The organism is Nocardiopsis sp. NPDC058631 (assembly GCF_042716955.1).
Lineage (GTDB): Bacteria > Actinomycetota > Actinomycetes > Streptosporangiales > Streptosporangiaceae > Nocardiopsis.
On the sequence record NZ_JBHXQY010000059.1, the window covers coordinates 13,167 to 33,746 of the forward strand.

General features: G+C 71.1%; 16 protein-coding genes. 10 read left to right on the plus strand and 6 right to left on the minus strand.

Annotation, left to right across the window (positions count from 1 at the left end; genetic code table 11):
* Positions 1–136: 136 nt before the first annotated feature.
* A complete protein-coding gene (locus ACFWTE_RS19325; protein ID WP_378780943.1) occupies positions 137–970 on the minus strand; it encodes a CAP domain-containing protein in 834 nt (277 codons plus the stop codon).
* A 335-nt stretch (positions 971–1,305) separates the two neighbouring features.
* Between ACFWTE_RS19325 and recO the strand changes: the two genes are divergently transcribed.
* The 4 genes from recO (at position 1,306) to ACFWTE_RS19345 (ending at position 4,583) form a co-directional block, all read left to right on the plus strand.
* Entirely contained in the window at positions 1,306–2,037 is a 732-nt protein-coding gene (gene recO, locus ACFWTE_RS19330) for a DNA repair protein RecO (protein ID WP_330089453.1), read from the plus strand.
* Complete coding sequence (locus tag ACFWTE_RS19335; RefSeq protein ID WP_378780944.1) at positions 2,034–2,855, plus strand: isoprenyl transferase; 822 nt, start codon at positions 2,034–2,036, stop codon at positions 2,853–2,855. The genes recO and ACFWTE_RS19335 overlap by 4 nt, the downstream gene beginning before the upstream one ends.
* The gene (locus ACFWTE_RS19340; protein WP_378780946.1) at positions 2,855–3,649 is read left to right on the plus strand and encodes an SGNH/GDSL hydrolase family protein; all 795 of its coding nucleotides are present in this window, start codon (positions 2,855–2,857) and stop codon (positions 3,647–3,649) included. Before ACFWTE_RS19335 ends, ACFWTE_RS19340 begins: the two co-directional genes overlap by 1 nt.
* A 112-nt stretch (positions 3,650–3,761) precedes the next feature.
* Positions 3,762–4,583, plus strand: a complete 822-nt coding sequence (locus ACFWTE_RS19345; protein ID WP_378780947.1) for an SGNH/GDSL hydrolase family protein — start codon at positions 3,762–3,764, stop codon at positions 4,581–4,583.
* Positions 4,584–4,646: 63 nt separating this feature from the next.
* Here the strand turns inward: ACFWTE_RS19345 and ACFWTE_RS19350 are convergent, their stop codons facing one another.
* The 4 genes from ACFWTE_RS19350 to ACFWTE_RS19365 form a co-directional block, all read right to left on the minus strand.
* Positions 4,647–5,018, minus strand: a complete 372-nt coding sequence (locus ACFWTE_RS19350) for a Fur family transcriptional regulator (protein WP_378780949.1) — start codon at positions 5,016–5,018, stop codon at positions 4,647–4,649.
* Positions 5,015–5,917, minus strand: coding sequence for a metal ABC transporter permease (locus ACFWTE_RS19355; protein WP_378780950.1), 903 nt, complete (start codon positions 5,915–5,917; stop codon positions 5,015–5,017). The genes ACFWTE_RS19350 and ACFWTE_RS19355 overlap by 4 nt, the downstream gene beginning before the upstream one ends.
* A complete protein-coding gene (locus ACFWTE_RS19360) occupies positions 5,910–6,749 on the minus strand; it encodes a metal ABC transporter ATP-binding protein (RefSeq protein WP_378780952.1) in 840 nt (279 codons plus the stop codon). Before ACFWTE_RS19360 ends, ACFWTE_RS19355 begins: the two co-directional genes overlap by 8 nt.
* 70 nt (positions 6,750–6,819) lie before the next feature.
* Complete coding sequence (locus tag ACFWTE_RS19365; protein WP_378780953.1) at positions 6,820–7,209, minus strand: DUF6703 family protein; 390 nt, start codon at positions 7,207–7,209, stop codon at positions 6,820–6,822.
* A gap of 340 nt (positions 7,210–7,549) precedes the next feature.
* Here ACFWTE_RS19365 and ACFWTE_RS19370 point away from each other — a divergent pair, with 340 nt between their 5' ends.
* The 3 genes from ACFWTE_RS19370 (at position 7,550) to ACFWTE_RS19380 (ending at position 13,244) form a co-directional block, all read left to right on the plus strand.
* Complete coding sequence (locus ACFWTE_RS19370; protein ID WP_378780954.1) at positions 7,550–11,248, plus strand: CDP-glycerol glycerophosphotransferase family protein; 3,699 nt, start codon at positions 7,550–7,552, stop codon at positions 11,246–11,248.
* 132 nt (positions 11,249–11,380) lie between these two features.
* Positions 11,381–11,677: an antibiotic biosynthesis monooxygenase family protein gene (locus tag ACFWTE_RS19375; protein WP_378780955.1), complete on the plus strand. Its 297-nt coding sequence runs from the start codon at positions 11,381–11,383 to the stop codon at positions 11,675–11,677.
* Positions 11,678–11,855: 178 nt separating this feature from the next.
* On the plus strand, positions 11,856–13,244 hold the full coding sequence (locus ACFWTE_RS19380; protein ID WP_378780956.1) for a glycine--tRNA ligase: 1,389 nt from the start codon (positions 11,856–11,858) through the stop codon (positions 13,242–13,244).
* Between the two features lie 449 nt (positions 13,245–13,693).
* Here the strand turns inward: ACFWTE_RS19380 and ACFWTE_RS19385 are convergent, their stop codons facing one another.
* Positions 13,694–14,371, minus strand: a complete 678-nt coding sequence (locus tag ACFWTE_RS19385) for a hemolysin III family protein (protein WP_378780957.1) — start codon at positions 14,369–14,371, stop codon at positions 13,694–13,696.
* Between the two features lie 543 nt (positions 14,372–14,914).
* On the opposite strand from ACFWTE_RS19385, the gene ppdK reads away from it, so the two are divergent.
* From ppdK to ACFWTE_RS19400, 3 genes are all read left to right on the plus strand, one after another.
* Positions 14,915–17,611, plus strand: a complete 2,697-nt coding sequence (gene ppdK / locus ACFWTE_RS19390; RefSeq protein WP_378780959.1) for a pyruvate, phosphate dikinase — start codon at positions 14,915–14,917, stop codon at positions 17,609–17,611.
* A 375-nt stretch (positions 17,612–17,986) separates the two neighbouring features.
* Positions 17,987–19,159 (plus strand): YdcF family protein, encoded by a 1,173-nt coding sequence (locus tag ACFWTE_RS19395; protein WP_378780961.1) that lies wholly within the window; start codon positions 17,987–17,989, stop codon positions 19,157–19,159.
* Positions 19,160–19,209: 50 nt separating this feature from the next.
* On the plus strand, positions 19,210–20,463 hold the full coding sequence (locus ACFWTE_RS19400; RefSeq protein ID WP_378780962.1) for a deoxyguanosinetriphosphate triphosphohydrolase: 1,254 nt from the start codon (positions 19,210–19,212) through the stop codon (positions 20,461–20,463).
* The last annotated feature ends 117 nt before the right edge of the window (positions 20,464–20,580 follow it).

Below are 20,580 nucleotides of genomic sequence, written 5' to 3' on the forward strand. Positions count from 1 at the left end.
TCCGTGCCCTTGACGGCAGCCACTCCGTCTCCTCCCGGCGACGGAAGCCACTCCGTCTCCTCCCGGCGACGGACGGACCGCGCTCCATCGCCGCAACTCAAGCCGGAGCGCGGCCCGCCGTGGTGTCCGGGGAGGGCTACTCCCAGCCGAACTTCTGGGTCCAGGCGTCACCGGACTCACCGACGCCGATCGCGACCAGACCGCAGTTGAGGATGTTGTTGCGGTGGCCCGGGCTGTTCATCCAGGCGTCCATGACCTGCGCGGCGCTCGTCTGCCCCTTGGCGACGTTCTCCGCTCCCCACGCGTCGTAGCCGTGGCGGTTGGCCCGCTCGCCCGGCCCCTCGCCCTCGGGGGACTCGTGGCTCATGTAGTCGCGCCGGTCCATGTCCTCGCTGTGCTCCTGGGCGGCGGCGGTGAGCTGTGAGTCCACCTTCAGGGGGTCGCACCCGGCGGACGCGCGCTCACTGTTGACCAGGCTGACGACCTGGTCGGTGACCCCTCCTCCGGAGGAGGATCCGCCTCCGCCTCCACCTCCGCCGCGGTCCCCGCCGCCTCCTCCGTCCCCGCCACCACCGGACGCGGTCTCGTCCTCCTCGGCGTCCTCGGGAACGGAGGAGGCCGTCACGTCCGCGCTCTGGGGCTCGCCCGCGCCGGACGGCGTCGGTCGGTCCTGCGGCACCGCGCTGGGCGCGGCGAAGAAGTCGTCGTCGGCGGAGGCTTCGGGCACGAGGGAGTCGTCGACGACGGCGGTACCGATCTCCCCCGGTGCCTGGGAGCCGGCGGCGGTGTTCCGGAACGGGTTCAGGTGCTCGCCCGCCCCGGTGACCAGCAGGGCGCCGGCCAGGGTCAGGCCGACCGGCACAGCGGCCAGCGTCACCACGAGGGGTACGGGACGGCGGCGCCGCCCGTCGTTCTGTGAGCGGTGCTCGCGAGCGCTCATCCGGCGCTTGCCTCGGCGACCACGCGCCATATCGCTCTCCTCCGTGACGGGAATCGGGTGGACACCCCTGCGGACTTCCGGACCGTGTCGCGGTTTGGAGGTCGTCCTTCCCGCGGTCGGTTCTGCCCGTGCCCACGGGCACGTGTGTTCTGTATGACCGGTGCCGGGGGCCGCGCGCGTGCGCGTGGGGCCTGCCGGATGCCGTGGGGGAAGGGCTGGGGACCGACGTGGAGTGTCCTAGCGCGTGAGAGTAGAGCAAAGCGAGCAAAAAGGGAATCCAAAACGTAATAAAGCAGGTCAGGTCACCGTCTGTACGGGCAGGGCGGGCCGCGTGGGTGGTCGGTGGCATCCGCGACAATGGGGGAGTGAGTCTCTACCGCGACGAGGGTGTCGTCCTGCGCAACCAGAAACTGGGCGAGGCCGACCGCATCGTCACCCTCCTGACCCGGCGCACCGGTCTGGTCCGTGCCGTCGGCAAGGGGGTCCGCCGCACCAAGTCCCGCTTCGGCGCCCGCCTGGAGCCGTGCACCCACGTCGACCTGCAACTGCACACCGGCCGCACTCTGGACGTCATCACCCAGGCCGAGACCGTGCGCTCCTACGGCGAGGCGGTCGTGTCCGACTACGCCCGCTACACCGCCGCCACGGCGATGCTGGAGACCGCGGAGAAGGTCGTCTCCGTGGAGAAGGACCCGGCACTGCGCCAGTTCCTCCTGCTCATCGGCGCACTGCGTACCCTGGGTGAGGGCAGCCACGACTCCCGGCTGGTCCTGGACGCCTACCTGCTCCGCTCGCTCGCCGTCGCCGGGTACGCCCCGGCCCTCGGCGAGTGCGCACGCTGCGGAAGCAGGGGGGAGCAGCGCGCCTTCGCGGTCCACGCCGGCGGTATGGTCTGCTCGGTGTGCCGCCCCCACGGTTCCGTGCACCCGTCCCCCGACACGCTCCGGCTGATGTCGGCCCTGCTCGGGGGGGACTGGGAGAGCGCGGACGCCAGCGAGGGCAGGCACCGCTCCGAGTGCAGCGGGTTGGTCGCGGCCTACCTACAGTGGCACCTGGAAAACGGAATCCGATCACTGCGCCATGTGGAGCGTTCTTGAGTCTGTTCAACTTCGACACCGGTAAACGCCGGGAGTACGCCGCGCCCGTTCCGCACCCCAGCGGAGCGCGGCCCCCCGAGCTGCCCGCCGCCCTCGTGCCCCGGCACGTGGCCGTCGTCATGGACGGCAACGGCCGCTGGGCCAAGGAACGCGGGCTGGCGCGCACCGAGGGGCACAAGGCGGGGGAGTCCTCCCTCTTCGACGTGATCGAGGGCGCCCTGGAGATGGGCGTCCGCCACCTGTCCGCCTACGCCTTCTCCACCGAGAACTGGAAGCGCTCGCCCGACGAGGTCCGCTTCCTGCTGGGATTCAACCGCGAGACCATCCGCAACCGGCGCGACGAGCTGCACGCGCGCGGGGTCCGGGTCAAGTGGGCGGGGCGCGCGGGACGGCTGTGGAAGAGCGTCATCAAGGAACTCCGCGACGCGGAGGAGATGACGAAGGACAACACCGGGCTCACCCTCCAGTTCTGCGTGAACTACGGCGGCCAGGCGGAGATCGTCGACGCCGCCCGGGCGATGGCCCGCGAGGCCGCGGAGGGGCGGCTCTCCCCGGAGAAGATCACCGAGGACACCCTCGCCAAACACCTCTACGCCCCCGACGTGCCCCCCGTCGACCTCTTCGTACGCTCCTCCGGGGAGCAGCGGCTGTCCAACTTCCTCCTCTGGCAGTCCGCCTACGCCGAGTTCGTGTTCCTGGACACGCTCTGGCCCGACTTCGACCGCCGCGACCTGTGGCGGGCCTGTGAGATCTACGCGAGCAGGGACCGCCGCTACGGCGGAGCCCTGCCCAACGCAGTGGCTGGTGAGGAGAAGTGATGGCGGAATCCGACGGCCCCCTGATCAGGCAGGGCATGGCGCTCGTCTCGGTGGGGGACAGCTTCACCGAGGGCGTGGGCGACCCCTACCCGGACGGAGGGGGGTTCCGGGGCTGGGCCGACCGGCTGGCCGAACACCTCGCCGACCACGTCGGGGAGATCGGGTACGCGAACCTCGCGGTGCGCGGCAAGCTGATGCGCCAGATCGTCACCGACCAGGTCCCGCCCGTCCTGGAGATGGCGCCGGACCTGGTGACGCTGAGCGCGGGTGGCAACGACCTGCTGCGCCCCGGTGGGGACCCCGAGCGGATGGCCCGCATCCTGGACCACACGGTGGGCCGCCTGCGCGCCGCCGGGAGCCAGGTCGTGCTGTTCACGGGGGTGAACATCGGTACCGGCTACATGCGGGGCACCCTCGGCCTGTTCGCCCGCTACTACATGAACGTGCGCGCGATCGCCGACAAGTACGACTGCTTCCTGGTCGACCAGTGGTCGATGGGCGCCCTCACCGACTCCCGGGCGTGGGACGAGGACCGGCTGCACATGTCCTCGGAGGGGCACCGCCGCCTCGCGCTGCGCGTGGCCGAGGTGCTGGGCGTCCCGGTCGCCGAGCGCTGGGACGAGCCGTGGTCCGAGCAGGGGCAGGTGCCCTGGCGGCAGGCCCGCCGCGACGACCTGGTCTGGGTGAAGGACTCGCTCGGCCCGTGGATCGGACGCCGACTGACCGGGCGCTCGTCCGGGGACACGGTCACGGCCAAACGCCCGGTGCTGACCCCGGTCACGAAGGACCGCTGACCCGCGGGACCCCGTCACCGCACCTCCCATGGTGTGACCTCCCACCCAAAACGTGCGCGAGCGGCAACCTACTGTCGCGTAACCACGGGGTGGAGTTGGATCATCGTGCATTATGAGTGGTTTTGGGACGAAGGATCTGACAAGCGGGGACATCCTGTCCTACGTCGCCCTCGGTGACAGCTTCACCGAGGGCATGAGCGACCCCTACCCGGACAGTGGCAGCGTGCCCAGCGGCCGCTACCGGGGTTGGGCCGACCGGGTGGCGGAGCACCTCGCCGACCACGTCGACGAGGTGCGCTACGCCAACCTCGCCGTGCGCGGCAAGGTCATGCACCAGATCATCGACGAGCAGATACCCCGTGCCGTCGAGCTCTCGCCCGACCTGATCACCCTGTGCGCGGGCGGCAACGACATCCTCCGCCCCGGAGCGGACCCCGACGCGGTGGCCGTGGCGTTCGCCGGCGCGATCGAGGAGCTGAGCCGGACCGGCGCGCGCATCGTCGTCTTCACCGGGTTCGACACCAACTGGCAGCCGGTCATGCGCCACATGCGCGGCAGGATCGCCACCTACAACATGCACCTGCGGGCCATCGCCGACCGCTACGGGTGCGACGTGGTGGACGTGTGGAGCATGCGGGTCCTCGACGACGCCCGCGCCTGGAACTGGGACCGCCTGCACCTGTCCTCCGAGGGCCACCGCCGCCTCGCTTTGCGCGTGTGCGAGGTCCTGGGCGTACCGGTGGGCGGGGAGTGGAGCGAACCGTGGCCGCCCGCCGAACCGCGGGACTGGCGGACCGCCCGCCAGGAGGACCTGCACTGGGCGCGCGAGTTCCTGGTGCCGTGGATCCACCGGCGGCTCACCGGACGCTCCTCCGGTGACAACGTGAGCGCCAAGCGTCCCAGCCTGGAACCCCTGCGCGTCCGCCGGGACTGAGGGGGCCGCGCGGACCGGCCCCGGACCGCCAGGGTCCGGGGCCGGTGCCGACCGGAGCCCGGCTCAGGAACAGCGGGCGCAGGTGCCGAAGACCTCAAGGGTGTGCGTCACCCCGGTGAAGCCGTGCTGGGCGCCCATGTCGAGCGCCCACTTCTCCACCGCCGGGCCCTCGATCTCCACGGCGGTCGAGCACACCCGGCAGACCAGGTGGTGGTGGTGGCTCTCGGTGTCGCACGCCCGGTAGACGGCCTCACCGTCGTCGGTCCGCAGGACGTCGACCTGGCCGGAGTCGCTCAGCGCCTGCAAGGCGCGGTAGACGGTGGTCAACCCGATCTTGGAGCCGTCGGCGCGCAGGTCGGCGTAGAGGTCCTGGGCGCTGCGGAAGCCGGAGGACTCGGTCAGCGCCTGGCGGACCGCGTCGCGTCGTGTACTCATGGTTTCACCCTCCCCCGATCAGTCTGGGGCATCGTATCGGCCGGATCGCCCGCCCCGGGTCCACCGGGCTCCCGTGTCCGAGCACCGGAGGCCCGGCGCAGCACGCCTCCCGCCGCCACCGCGACGCAGTAGACGGCGAGAGCCAGCAGGACGATCGTCGAACCGGGCGAGAGGTCGGCGTAGAACGACGTGCTCAGCCCGCCCAGCGAGGACAGCAGTCCGATCGCCACGGCCAGCAGCATGGTCACCCGGAAGCTCTTGGTCAGCTGCTGCGCGGCGGCGACCGGGACGATCATCAGGGCGCTCACCATGAGCACTCCCACCACCCGCATCGCGATCACCACCGTCAGAGCGGCGGTCACCGCCAGCAGCACGCTCAGGAAGCGCACCGGAAGCCCGTGGGCCCGTGCCACCTCCTCGTCCTGGCACAGGACGAACAGTTCGCGGCCGAACACCGCGACCACGCCGACCACACCCGCGGCGAGGACGCCGACGACCCACAGGTCGGCCTCCTCCACGGTGCTGACCGAGCCGAACAGGTAGGAGACCAGGGTGGCGTTGCTCGCCCCCGGGGTGAGGCCGATGAGCAGCACTCCGCCGGCGATGCCGCCGTAGAACAGCAGGGCCAGGGCCACGTCGCCGCTGGTGCGGGTGCGCACGCGCACGATCTCGATGAGGACGGCGCCCGCGGTCGCCACGACGGCGGCGGTGAGGACGGGGGAGGTGCTGGTGAGCAGGCCCAGCGCGACACCGGTCAGCGCCACGTGGCCGATGCCGTCGCCCAGCAGTGCGAGGCGGCGCTGGACGAGGTAGGTGCCGATGATCGGGGCGACGAGGCCGACCAGCACGGCGGCGACCAGCGCCCGCCGCATGAACTCGTACTGGAGCAGTTCAGTCACGGCCGGGGACCTCGAGTCGGATCAGGTTGGCGGGGGCGGTGTCGGAGGCCGCCCCCGCGGGGTCGTTGGGGTCGGGATGGGGGTGCTGGTGCTCGTGGCCGGGGCGGGCGCACTCGCCCGTGGGCTCGGGTGCCCGGCCGTCGTGCGCGACGCGGCCCGCCTCCAGGACCACGGCGCGCTCGATCACGTCCTCCAGCGGACCCAGCTCGTGCAGGACCAGCACCACGGTGGAGCCGCGGTCGCGCAGGCGGACGATGGTGTCGGCGAGCGCGCGCTGGTTCTCGGCGTCCACGCCGGCCATGGGCTCGTCCATGACGAAGGTGTCGGGGCGCCCGGCGAGGGCGCGGGCGATGAGGACGCGCTGCTGCTGGCCTCCGGAGAGCTCGCGCACCGAGGCGCGGGCGCGGTCCGCCAGACCGACGGTCTCCAGGGCCTCCTCGACGGCGGCCCGGTCGGCCCGGGTGGTGAGGGACAGCCGGCGGCGCGAGGCGACCTGCCCGGAGGCGACGATCTCGCGCACGGTGGCGGGGACGGCGCCCCCGGCGGTGAGCCGCTGGGGCACGTAGCCGATCCGGCGCCAGGCGCGGAAGCGCCGGATCGGGGCGCCGTGGACGAGGACCTGCCCGGACGTGAGGGGGACGATGCCCAGCATCGCCCGCATCAGCGTGGACTTGCCGGAGCCGTTGGGACCCAGGACCGCCGCCGTCTGGCCGACGGGTATGTCGATGCTCACACCGTCGAGCACGGGTACGCCGTCATAGGCGACACGCGCCCCGACGATCCGGAAGGCGGGCGGTACGTCGCTTCCGACGTCAATGAACTGGGCAGACACCTAGTCATTATGACGAAAACGAAAATGATTGTCAAAATGTGACAGGGGCGTTGTCAAGGGCGGATCGGGGTCAGAAACCCTGGGTCCGCGCCACGGCCAGGACCAGCACGACCCCCACCATGAGCACGCGGGGCACCTTCTGCTGCCCGGTCAGGGAGGGCCAGGTCAGGAACGCCAGCCACACGAAGAAGGCCGCCACCAGGAGCAGGCAGACCGCGCCCACGAGACCGGGCGCCGCCAGGCCCGCGATGAACAGCGCGCCCAGCACCAGCGGCGCCAGCCAGCGAGGACGCTGGTGCAACCACACCAGCGGCACCGCGCTGCGCTCCTCCACCGTCCGCCGCAGCCGCCCTGCGCCACCTGCTCTCCCGGGACCGGGGGCGGACGGGGAGTCCTCCTTGGGGAGGGGGAGATCCCCGTCTCCACGCCGCTTCTCGTCACCGTGTTCAGGAGGGGCCATGCTGTCCGTATCCGCTTCTGGGTCGTGCCGCCGGCAGGGGGTCGGGGCCGTTCACCGGGGTCACCCGCCCCGCGGCGGTGGGCGTCGGGTTCCCGGGCCTGTGATACTTGTGTGTCTGACCCTAGTGCAGGGCCCCGGCTCGCCGCCGGGCACCGGCGCGGCCTCACACGCCGCACGCCTCCCCCCGACCCGCGCAGCGCGCCGTCGAGAGGGGCCCGGCACACCGATGGTCGTGCATCCCTTACGTCCAGCTGTTATTCGTCGTCTGAGAAACGCGGCCCGCGCCGATGGTTCCCGCGCGTCGCCACGGCAACAAACCCTCCGGAGGGTGTCAACTTCCGTGCCCGAACCCACTGTCGTCGTGACGTTCGACGTCACCGAGCCACACCTACAGAACTGCCTCGACTCCCTGAGCCGCCAATACCGCGGTGACCGGGAGGGGGCGGCGGAGTCCGAGCCGCGCACGGACATCGAGGTCGTCCTCGTCCCGATCCGCGCCGAAAACCGCGACCGCCCCCGCACCGCCGACACCGGGGCCCCCACCGCTGACGCGGACACGGACGGCAACGGTGACGAGGAGGCCGCGGAGGACACCGACCCCGACGTCCAGGCCGAGGACGGTGAACAGGGGGACGAAGCCGTCGAGTCCGTCCGTGAGGAAGGGCTCGCCACGGCCGCCGCGTTCGCCGGGTCCCCGCCGGTCGGGATCACCGCCGTCCTCCTGGGAGGCGAGCCCGCCCCCGACCGGCCGACCGCGCGTACACGCGGGGCCGAGGCGGCCGGCGGCACCCACCTGCTCTTCCTGGAGGGCTCCGACGCCCTCACCGGTTACGCCCTGTCCTACCTCGTCAAGAGCGCCGCCGACAGCCACTCCGACCTGGTCGTCGGCAACGTGTACAAGTTCAACGAGCTCGGGGCCTCCCCCTCCAGGGCCCATCGGCGCTACTGCGGCAAGCACCGCCTGGCCGAGGACCCCCGGAACGTTCCCGCGCTGGCCTCGGACTCCACGCTCGGCAACAAGCTCTGGCGCAAGGGGTTCTGGGAGTCCCTGCCCGACCACGGGCTCCACCCCGAGGACGCCGACCTGGGTCTGCGCAGGGCCGCCCTCGCCGCCTCCGCCGTCGACGTCCTGCCCGGACCCGTCCTGCTCATGCGCGAGCGCGAGCGCATCCGGCTCCCGCTGGAGGAGGAGGTCCTGAACCGCCGCATCACCGCCATGGGCGACCTCGCGGCCAGCCTCACCACCGCCGACCGCGAGCTGTGGGACCGCACCCTCCTCAACGGGGAGCTCCACAACCTGGCCCTCCGGCTGGAGGACGCGGAGGAAACCGCCCGCGAGACCGCGGTCGACCTGCTCAACAGCTACCTGGACCACGTCCCCGCGCAGCAGCTGCGCGGCCTCAACGTCCTCGCGCGCCTCCTCTACCACCTGGTGCGCAAGCGGCGGGTGGCGGACGTCCTGGAGGTGGCCACCTTCGCCAAGAGCGTGGAGATCAAGAAGGCCACCGTCGTCAGGCGCGGCCTCGGCTACTACATCCGCTACCCCTTCTTCGAGTCCGAGGACCCGAACCGCGCCGTGCCCCGCGAGGTGTACCGGCTCGACGAGGACATCCGGGTCCGCCAGAAGACAGAGGAGATCCGCTGGGAGGACGGTCGCCTGCACATCAGCGGCAGAGTCGGCATCCGCCACCTCCGGGCCCGCAGGCGCTGGCAGCAGCACGTGGTCGCGTTCGCCGTCAACACCGCCAACCACCGCCGTGTGCGCGTGCCCGTCCGCACCCGGCTCGCCGCCGAGTACAAGCTTCCCGACGTCATCGACGCGGCCCGCCACGACTACGGCGGCTTCAGCATCATCCTCGACCCGCGCAAGCTGCGCTCCTCCGGCGGCTGGAAGCCCGGGGACTGGAAGATCGAGCTGGTCGTCCTCAACCGCGGCATCACCCGGCGCAAGTTCCTCTCCAATCCCGCCTCCGGCCCGCCGGAGCGCCCCGGCTACCACCAGGTCGACGAGGACGTGTGGATCCGTCCGCACTGGAACAAGGACCGGCAGCTGGTCGTGGGGGTCGAACAGGCCCGTGCCCGCATCACCTCCCACCGCTTCGACGCCCGCACCGGCGACCTGGACCTGGAGGGCGAGCTGCTCTCGGCGCCCGCCGCCGAGGCCACCGAGCTGCGCCTGACCCGGCGTCCGGGCACGGCGGTGCTCACCCTCCCGGTCTCCCTGCACGCGGGACGCTTCAGCGCCCGGGTGCACGCCGACGAGCTCTTCGACCGCAGCGTCAGCGAGTACGGCGGCGTGATCCGGCAGGAGGAGTGGGACGTCCACCTGGTCACCCCCGACCAGCAGGCTGTCCCCCTGGTGATGCCCGACGAGGTCGCCACCACCGCCTACGCGACCGAGGACACCCTCCAGGAGCTGGGCGTGCGGCGCGGTGCCACCGGCTACCTGAGGCTGCGTGCCGGACACGCCCGGCCCACCGTCGACGGGGCCCGCTGGGAGGGGCGCGCGCTCCTCCTGGAGGGCGAGTTCCCCGCCGACGCCGACCTGCACCTGATCGCCAAGGCGCGGGGGCGCGACGAGGAGCACGGACTGCGGGTGAAGCGCTCGGGGGGCCGGTTCGAGGCCAGGTTCTCCCCGGCGGACATCCCCACCCTCTCCGGCGACCTCTCCCTTCCCGCAGGCGCCTACCAGCTGTGGGGACGGGTCCGGGGGGCCGCGGAGGGCGTCGGGGTCGGCGCCACGGACGTGGGCGTGGAGTTCTCCGACGGGCTCATCACGGACCTGCCGCTGGAGATGCAGACCAGCGAGCGCGCCTACAAGCTCTCCTACCAGGGGCGCGGCATCCCCGTCCTCCAGGTCGGCAGCGACCTGCGCCCCGTCGAACGCGGCAGCTTCGCCCAGCGCGAGCTGCGGGAGACGTACTACCCGGCCGAGCGGGAGAAGCCGGTCACCGACGGCATCCTCTTCGACACCTACACCGGACGCCAGTACTCCGACAGCCCGCAGAGCCTCTACGCGGAGCTGCGCCGCCGGGGTCGGTGGGCGGACTACCCGATGTCATGGCTGACGGCCGACGGCCAGGTACGCCTGCCCGACGACCTCTCGCCCGTCCGGCACCGGGGCCGGGAGTACTACGAGGCGCTGGCCCGCACGCGCTACCTGGTCACCAACTCGCGCCAGCCCGCATGGTTCCACCGGCACCCCGACCAGGTGGTCGTGCAGACCTGGCACGGCTCGATGCTCAAGCGCATCGGTTTCGACGTCGAGAACATCCGGGGCAAGTCCCGCGACTACTTCGACAAACTCGCCTGGGAGACCCAGCAGTGGGACTACCTGGTCTCGCCGAGTCCGTGGGCGACGCCGATCCTGCGCAGCGCCTTCCGGTTCGACGGCGAGGTCCTGGAGACCGGCTACCCGCGCAACGACATCTTCTTCTCACCCGACCGGGAGGCGATCGCGGAACGCACCCGGCGCCGCCTCGGACTGCCCGAGGGCAAGAAGGTGGTGTTGTACGCGCCGACCTGGCGTGACGACAAGTACTACACGCGCGGCAAGCACAAGCTCGACCTGCACCTGGACCTGCGCCGGATGTACGAGAAGCTCGGCGACGACCACGTGCTGCTGGTGCGCCGCCACCCCCGGGTGGTCGACAGCGTGCCGATCGTGGGAGAGGGCTTCGTCCACGACGTGTCCCTGTACCCGGAGATCATGGAGCTGTTCCTGGTCACCGACGTGCTCATCACGGACTACTCCTCCATGATGTTCGACTTCGCCAACACCGGTCGGCCGATGCTGTTCTTCACGTACGACCTGGACGGCTACCGGGACAACCTGCGGGGGTTCTACTTCGACTTCGAGGAGACCGCTCCGGGCCCGCTGCTGACCGAGTCCGACGACGTCATCGGAGCCCTGCTGGACATCGACGAGGTGGCGCGCCGGGCCGAACCGTCCTACCGGTCCTTCGTCGACCGGTTCTGCCCGCTCGACGACGGCCGCGCGGCGGCGCGCGTCGTGGACCGCGTCTTCGGCGAGGGCTGACCCGGGGGAGCGGGCCCAGCGCTCCGGAGCCCCGGCGGTCGAACGACCGCCGGGGCTCCCGCGCACACCCAGGGCGGGCGCTCTCCCGCCGGCGGCCGCACGGCCGCTCCCCGGGTGGGACACAATGGTGCGGTGATCGTCATCACCCGCTACTCCGTGCCCGAGTCCGACCTCGACGCCTTCCGCGCCGACGCCGACGCCGCCGTCCAGGCGCTCTCCCGCCGTCCCGGTTTCCGGGGCCACCGCATCGGCCGCGCCGCGGACGACCCCGACCTGTGGACGGTGGTCACCGAGTGGGACGGTGCCGGCTTCTACCGCCGGGCGCTCTCCGACTTCGACGTCAAGGTCAACGCCGTCCCACTGCTGTCCCGCGCCATCGACGAGCCGAGCGCGTACGAGATCGTCGCGAGGGGCGGCGCCCCGGTCTGAGGCGGTGGGCCCGCACGGAGGCGCATACCGTGTGCGAGGGCTTGCCCGGTGCTCTAGCCTGGGTGGACGCGGACGTCCGACGGTGCCACTCCCTGGTTTCGGCGCACGTACCGCTTCCCACACGACGATGTATCGCGAACCGCGATCCACCGACTGCCAGCCGGATGGAGAGTCACCCATGGCCGCCAAGTCAGAGGCAATGGACGCACTGGTCAACCTCGCCAAGCGCCGAGGTCTGGTCTACCCCTCCAGTGAGATCTACGGAGGTCTGCGCGCCGCCTGGGACTACGGCCCCCTCGGGGTTGAGCTGAAGAACAACGTCAAGCGCCAGTGGTGGCGTTCGATGGTGCAGGAGCGCGAGGACATCGTCGGCCTGGACTCCAGCGTCATCCTGGCCCGTGAGGTCTGGGAGGCCTCCGGCCACGTGTCGACGTTCGTCGACCCGCTCACCGAGTGCCAGTCCTGCCACAAGCGCTTCCGCGCGGACCACCTCGTCGAGGCCTACGAGGAGAAGCACGGCCACGAGCCCGCCGACGGCCTCGCCGCCATCGCCTGCCCCAACTGCGGCGCCAAGGCCTCCTTCACCGAGCCGCGCATGTTCAACGGCCTCCTGCGCACCTACCTGGGCCCGGTCCAGGACGAGAAGGGCCTGGCGTACCTGCGCCCGGAGACCGCCCAGGGCATCTTCATCAACTACAAGAACGTCGAGCAGAGCGCCCGCCGCAAGGTGCCCTTCGGCATCGGCCAGATCGGCAAGTCGTTCCGCAACGAGATCACCCCGGGCAACTTCATCTTCCGCACCCGCGAGTTCGAGCAGATGGAGATGGAGTTCTTCGTCAAGCCCGGCTCCGACGCGGACTGGCACCAGTACTGGATCGACACCCGCTTCCAGTGGTACGTCGACCTGGGCATCGCCGAGGACAACCTGCGCCTGTTCGAGCACCCGAAGGAGAAGCTCTCCCACTACTCCACCCGCACCGTGGACGTGGAGTACCGCTTCAACTTCGTGGGCAGCGAGTGGGGTGAGCTGGAGGGCATCGCCAACCGGACCGACTTCGACCTGAAGACGCACGCGGAGTCGTCCGGCGTCGACCTGTCGTACTTCGACCAGGAGAGCAACGAGCGCTACATCCCCTACGTCATCGAGCCCGCGGCCGGTGTCGACCGGGCGGTGCTCACGTTCATGCTGGACGCGTACAACGTGGACGAGGCGCCCAACGCCAAGGGCAAGCTGGAGAAGCGCGCCGTCATGCGCCTGGACCCGCGCCTGTCCCCGGTCAAGGCCGCGGTCCTGCCGCTGTCGCGCAACGCCGACCTGTCGCCGAAGGCCCGCGACCTGGCCGCCGCCCTGCGCAAGCGCTGGAACGTGGAGTTCGACGACGCCGGTGCGATCGGCCGCCGCTACCGCCGCCAGGACGAGATCGGTACCCCGTTCTGCGTGACGGTGGACTTCGACACTCTGGAGGACAACGCGGTGACCGTGCGCGAGCGCGACACCATGTCCCAGGAGCGGGTCTCCCTGGACAGGGTGGAGACCTACCTGTTCGAGCGCCTGCCCGGCTGCTGACCTCAGGGTTCGGCTCTGTGCGTGTGGAGTCGGGCTCTGTGCGTGTGGAGTCCGGCTCTTTGCGCACCGAGCCCCGTTGCGAGCCTGCGAGCACGTAGAAACACTGCCGCCTGCTTCCCTGCCGGGGAGCGGGCGGCAGTGTTCGTCCTGGCCCCGGGGGGCAGTGAGACGGCCGGACCCGGGGGGATGTGGTCTCCGGCCGCCTCGTCGGTTCCCCGGCCGCACACGGCCGGGGAACCGGTTCTCAACGTAGCGTCAGGCCGCCGGAGATAAAGGCGCATTTCGCACTGCGTGTCCTACCGCGTGAGCGAATCGTGACGTGGATAGGGTCCGACCGACGCCCCCGTGCTCCGGGCCGCCCCCCTGAGGCCCGGTTCGCGCGCCTGAGCGTGCCCGTGGCGGGGGTGGTCCGGTTCGCGGCACTGTCTCGACCGCGCTGTCCGTGAGCGTCAGGCGGAGGTGTAGACGACGAAGGACACCGCGATGTAGTGGCAGACGAACGCCGCGATGGTGAGCGAGTGGAAGATCTCGTGGAAGCCGAACCAGCGCGGTGCCGGGTTGGGCCGCTTGAGCCCGTAGACGACCGCTCCGATGCTGTACAGCAACCCCCCGACCAGGATGAGGATCCATGTCGCCGGGTGGGTGCCGTGGATCAGGTCCGGGATGAACAGCACCGCCACCCAGCCGATGGCCAGGTACAGGGCCGTGGACAGCCAACGCGGGGCGTTGAGCCACAGCAGTTTGAAGCCGACCCCGGCGATGGCGCCGCCCCAGACCAGCGCCAGCATCGCCGTGCGCAGTACCCCGTCGAGGACGAGCACGATGAACGGCGTGTAGGTGCCCGCGATGATCAGGTAGATGTTCGAGTGGTCCATGCGCCGCAGGACCTTCTGCGCGCGCGGTGACCAACGGCCCACGTGGTAGACGGCCGAGGTGCTGAACAGCAGCACCGAGCTGAGCGCGTACACGGCGCTGGCCAGCAGCGCGGGCACGGTGGGGGAGAGCGCTACCAGCACGATGCCCGCCGCGAGGGCGAGCGGTGCTGTTCCCAGGTGTAGCCAGCCGCGCAACCTGGGTTTGACCGCATCCAGCAGCTCTCCGGCCGCCGCGACGGCCCTCTCGGGCATGGATGCGTCCTCTTGTGCCCCGTCCGCGTCGGTCCGGGCATCCGCTCCGTCCGGCCCGGTACCGCCGGTCCTCGTGTGCCCGGTGCTCCGCGCCTGTTCCTCCGACACGCTGTTCCCCTCCGTCCCGCGGTCCGCGCCGCTGCGGGCCTCTCCCCCAGCCTAACTTACGGGGGCGTAGGTTACTGTCTGGTAGTTCTGTGTCGCGTGGCACAGGGTCCTCTGGGGTGGGGTGTTGTGCTGGATTGGTCGTGGCCGCCCCAGGGGCGTCGGTGCGGGAGGTGACTCCCGTCCGGGCGCGAGTGTAACCCCGTGACCAGGCGCATCGTGCGCCCCAAAGCTCCCTCTGGTTGACCTGCGAGGGTGGAGTTGCCGTGCTCGGGCTGAACCATTGGTATAGACCTGTTTAATGTCTTTGACCTGCGGAGATGTCGCAAAATGGTGGTTCGTGAAGAGGTGCTGGTGTCGAGGGTGGGTAGAGTCGCGCCCATCCGGGCACAGGCGCCGATCCACCGCGGAGCCGTCGAGAATCGAGGGAGAACCCCCGTGGCCAAGTACGTCTACACGTTCACTGAGGGCAACAAGGACCTGAAGGATCTCCTCGGAGGCAAGGGGGCCAACCTCGCCGAGATGACCAACCTCGGCCTTCCCGTCCCCCCGGGCTTCACGATCACCACCGAGGCGTGCCGTCACTACCTCTCCCACGGCAGTGTCCCCACCGGCCTGGACGAGGAGATCGAGGCGAACCTCGCCGACCTGGAGAGGACCATGGGGCGCCGACTCGGCCAGGCCGACGACCCGCTCCTGGTGAGCGTGCGCTCGGGCGCGAGGTTCTCCATGCCCGGCATGATGGAGACCGTCCTCAACATCGGCCTCAACGACGAGTCCGTCGTCGGCCTCGCCGCGCAGGGCGGCGACGAGCGGTTCGCCTGGGACTCCTACCGCCGCCTCGTCCAGATGTTCGGCAAGACCGTCCAGGACATCGACGGCGAGCTCTTCGAGGACGCCATCGACGAGGTCAAGGCCGCCAAGGGCGTCACCGGCGACCTGGACCTCGACGCCGCCGACTTCCGTGAGCTGGTCGAGCGCTTCAAGGCCGTCGTCCTGGAACAGACGGGGCGGCCCTTCCCCGACGATCCCCGTGAGCAGATGACCCTCGCGGTCAACGCGGTCTTCGACTCCTGGAACGCCCCCCGCGCGGCCCTCTACCGCCGCCAGGAGCGCATCCCCGCCGACCTCGGCACCGCCGTCAACATCTGCTCCATGGTCTTCGGCAACCTCGGCATGGACTCCGGCACCGGTGTCGCGTTCACCCGCGACCCGGCCTCCGGCCAGCCGGGCGTCTACGGCGACTACCTCCAGAACGCCCAGGGGGAGGACGTGGTGGCGGGCATCCGCAACACCGTGCCCCTCGCGGACCTGGAGAAGATCGACGCCCGCAGCCACGGGGAGCTGATGGGCATCATGGACACCCTGGAGAACCACTACCGCGACCTGTGCGACATCGAGTTCACGATCGAGCGCGGCAAGCTGTGGATGCTCCAGACAAGGGTCGGCAAGCGCACCGCCGCCGCCGCGTTCCGCATCGCCGACCAGCTGGTCGACCAGGGCATGATCACCCTGGACGAGGCCGTGCAGCGCGTCACCGGGGACCAGCTCGCCCAGCTGATGTTCCCCCGCTTCGACGAGGGCGCCGTCGCCGGGGCCGGGGTCCGCCGCATCGGCCGCGGCATGAACGCCTCCCCGGGCGCAGCCGTCGGCAAGGCCGTCTTCGACTCCTACACGGCCGTCAAGTGGTCGCGCAGCGGCGAGAGGGTCATCCTGTGCCGGCGTGAGACCAACCCCGACGACCTGGAGGGCATGATCGCCGCCGAGGGCATCCTCACCAGCCGCGGCGGCAAGACCTCCCACGCCGCCGTCGTCGCCCGGGGCATGGGCAAGACCTGTGTCTGCGGCGCGGAGGAGATCGACGTGGACACCAAGAACCGGCGCCTGACCGCCCCCGGCGGTGAGGTGGTCGAGGAGGGCGACGTCATCTCCATCGACGGCACGAGCGGCGAGGTGTACCTCGGTGAGGTGCCCGTCGTGGACTCGCCCGTCGTGCGCTACTTCGAGGGCGAGATCGACCCGGCCTCCGACCGGGCCGACGACCTCGTGCGCTCCGTCGACCGGCTCATGCACTACGTCGACGCCGCCCGTCGCATGCGGGTGCGCGCCAACGCGGACACGGCCGAGGACGCCGCCCGCGCGCGCCGCATGGGTGCCCAGGGCATCGGCCTGTGCCGGACCGAGCACATGTTCCTCGGTGACCGCCGCCAGCTGGTGGAGCGGCTCATCCTCGCCGACACCGAGGACGAGCAGCGGAACGCGCTCGCGGAGCTGCTGCCCCTCCAGCGCGAGGACTTCGACGGCATCCTGGAGGCCATGGACGGTCTGCCCGTGACGGTCCGCCTGCTGGACCCGCCGCTGCACGAGTTCCTGCCGGACATCACCGAGCTGTCCGTGCGCGTCGCGGTCGCCGAGGCGCGCGGCGAGAGCCACGAGAACGACCTGCGGGTGCTCCAGGCGGTGCACAAGCTGCACGAGCAGAACCCGATGCTGGGCCTGCGCGGCGTGCGCCTGGGCCTGGTCGTCCCCGGCCTGTTCTCCATGCAGGTGCGCGCCATCGCCGAGGCCGCCGTCGAGAGGATGGCCAGGGGCGGGCGCCCCTGCCCCGAGGTCATGATCCCGCTGGTGGGCACCGTGCAGGAGCTGGAGATCATCCGCGAGGACGCCCTGCGGGTACTGCGCGAGGTGGAGCGTGAGCACGGCGTCGAACTCGACTTCCCGATCGGCACGATGATCGAGCTGCCGCGCGCGGCGCTGACCGCCGGTGAGATCGCGGAGAACGCCGAGTTCTTCTCGTTCGGCACCAACGACCTCACCCAGACGGTGTGGGGCTTCTCCCGCGACGACGTCGAGGCCTCCTTCTTCTCCGCCTACCTGGAGAAGGGCGTGTTCGGGGTGTCGCCGTTCGAGTCCCTGGACGTGGACGGCGTCGGCCGCCTGATCCGCATCGCGGTGGAGGAGGGCCGCGCGGCCCGGCCCGGCATCAAGCTCGGTGTGTGCGGCGAGCACGGCGGCGACCCCGACTCGGTGCACTTCTTCCACCAGGTGGGTCTGGACTACGTGTCCTGCTCCCCGTTCCGGGTACCCGTCGCGCGACTGGAGGCGGGGCGCGCCGCAGGGCGCCCGGCCATCTGACACCCGTGCCGTGCGGGGTTCCGCGGCGAGTGGGACCCGCCCGCCACGGAACCCCGCGCACCGCGCACCCGAGCACAAGAGGTCCCGCCCACGGTCCGCCGGCGCCCACCCTTCCGCGAGGGCCCTCATCCGCAGAAAACGCCCTAGACTCGACCCGGCCGGTGGTCAGGTCTCGATGTGCTCATTGTGACCTCTTCGTGATGTATTCTGGCCGCCGGTAAGGCCGCAGTCCCCCGCTTCCTCCCCACACGCGGAAGAGGGACGCGCCGACACCACCCCGCTCCCGTACCCACGCAGTCGCGAACCGCTGGTCGGTACGGGTCGTCCCAGCGGGTAGCAGGATCCCGATCAGCGAAGTTGTGCGGAGGTGAGCCGGTGCGAACGGCGAACGACGGCCCCGGCGACGAGCCGTGGGAGGAGCCGGTCACGGACTCCTCCTCAGACGACGAGTCGACCAGGGTCTTCTCCCGTGACAGCTTCACCGCGGCCCCCACCCCTCCAGGGGAGGGTGTCCGCGAACGCGTCGGCGGTGCGGACGACACCGCCACCCGGGAGTTCTCCAGGACGGGGCCCGGCTCACCTGGCGACTCCGCCACACGCGAGTTCACCCGTACCGACGGCGCCGCGCCCGCGGGTGCGCCCGGCGACTCCGCCACGCGCGGGTTCGACCGTCCCGCCCCGGCCTTCGACGACCTCCGCGGCGAGCAGGCCGAGGACGCCTCCGTCGGGGCCGCCTTCACCCGGCGCTTCGTCAGGGACCGGCCGCAGCCCAGGAACCTCGGGCCGCGCGCCTTCGACCCGGAGCCGTTCGACGGTGGGCCCCGCGACGGCGAGTCCTACGACGACGAGCCCTACGACGACGAGCCCCCGCCCCCGCCCCGCGCCAGACGCTCCGAGCGTCCGCAGCCCCGGCCGCGCCGCCGCAAGCGGCGCCGCATCCGCCTCCGCTGGATCGTCACACTCCTGCTGCTGGTGGCGCTGGCGATCCCCCCGGGCACCTGGGGCTGGGTCTGGTACACGGCCCGCCAGGACGACCGCGTCGTCTCCGACGCCATCGTCGTCCTCGGTGCCAGCCAGTACAACGGCGTTCCCTCGCCCGTGTTCGAGGCGCGCCTGAGGCACGCCCAGGTCCTCTTCCTCGAAGGCATCGCCCCGGTCATCATCACCGTCGGCGGCAAGCAGCCCGGCGACAACTTCACCGAGGCGGCCGCGGGCAGGAACTGGCTGGTCGAGGTCGGCATCCCCGCGGACCAGATCATCGCGGTGGAGGAGGGGCGCGACACCCTCCAGAGCATCAGCGCCGTCTCCCTCGTGTTCGAGGACCGCGCCTGGGAAACGGCCGTCCTGGTGTCCGACCCGTGGCACAGCCTGCGCTCCAAGCGGATGGCCGCCGACTACGGGATCGAGGCGGGAACCTCGCCCTCGCGGTCCGGCCCGGCCGTGATCGAGCGGCGCACCCAGCTCTGGTACATCACCAGGGAAACCGCGTCGCTCTGGTACTACTGGATCTTCAACGACAGCAGCGACATTCGCGTCAACGCTGCCTGAACAGCGCGGAAGGCGTGTTTGGTCCCTATTCGGAAGTAGGGTCGCACACGATGACGAAGCACCCCCGCGACGAAGGCGGAGCCGACGGCTACACGCCGGCGGACACCGAGCGCAAGGCGCGCGAGAACCGCAAGAACCGGGCTCGCGGCCCCTTCGAACGCGATCGGGCCAGAGTGCTGCACAGCGCGGCACTGCGGCGCCTGGCCGCCAAGACCCAGGTGGTCCAGCCCGGGGTGAGCGACTTCCCGCGCACCCGCCTCACCCATTCCCTGGAGTGCGCGCAGATCGGCCGCGAACTCGGCCAGGCCCTGGGCTGCGACCCGGACCTGGTCGAGGCGGCCTGCCTCTCCCACGACCTCGGGCACCCCCCGTTCGGACACAACGGCGAACGCGCCCTGGACGAGGCCGCGGCCGCCTGCGGCGGGTTCGAGGGCAACGCCCAGAGCCTGCGCCTGCTCATCCGGCTCGAAGGCAAGATCATCGACCCCGACGGGTTCAGCGCGGGGCTCAACCTCACCCGCGCCACCCTGGACGCCACGGTCAAGTACCCGTGGCTCCGGGGCCAGGGCCCCGACACCCACAAGTTCAACTGCTACCCCGACGACACGGAGGCCTTCGCCTGGCTGCGCCAGGGGGCGCCTGCCGGTCGCACATGCTTCGAGGCGCAGGTCATGGACTGGGCCGACGACGTCGCGTACTCCGTCCACGACGTCGAGGACGCCCTGCACGCCGGGCTCGTCGACATGGCCTCCCTGCGCGGCACCGCCGAACGCGCCGAGGTCGTCCGGATCGCCTCCGCCTACTACTGCGACGCCGATTCCGCCGAGCTGCACCAGGTGTTCGCAGACCTGCTCTCGGCGCCCGTGTGGCCGAGCGAGTTCACCGGGGACCTCGCCTCGCTCGCGGCCCTCAAGAACCTCACCAGCGAACTCATCGGCCGCTTCTGCCGGGCGGCCGAGCACGCGACCCGGGCCGCGCACGGGGAGGGGAGGCTCACGCGCTATGGGGCCGACCTGGTCGTACCCCGCCGGGCCCTGCTGGAGTGCGCCCTGCTCAAGGCGGTGGCGGCCCACTTCGTGATGTCCCGCGTCGAGGCCATCGCCTACCAGGCCGAGGAGCGCCGCCTCATCACCGAGCTGGTCGGTGCCCTCTGGAAGAACGCCCCCGAGGGGCTCGACCCGCAGTTCCGCGCCGCCTTCTCCGAGGCGACGGACGAGGCGGCCGCGCTGCGCGTGGTCGTCGACCAGGTCGCCTCACTCACCGACACCTCCGCGATGGCCCTGCACTCCCACCTGGTGGGCTGACGGGGGTGCCCCGGCGGTCCCCGCCGGGGAGCGGATCCGGGTCGCGCCGCCGATTCGTCCGGGCAGGGGGGTTGACGCCTCGCATGTTAACGCTAACAATGTTGTCCGCGTCACATT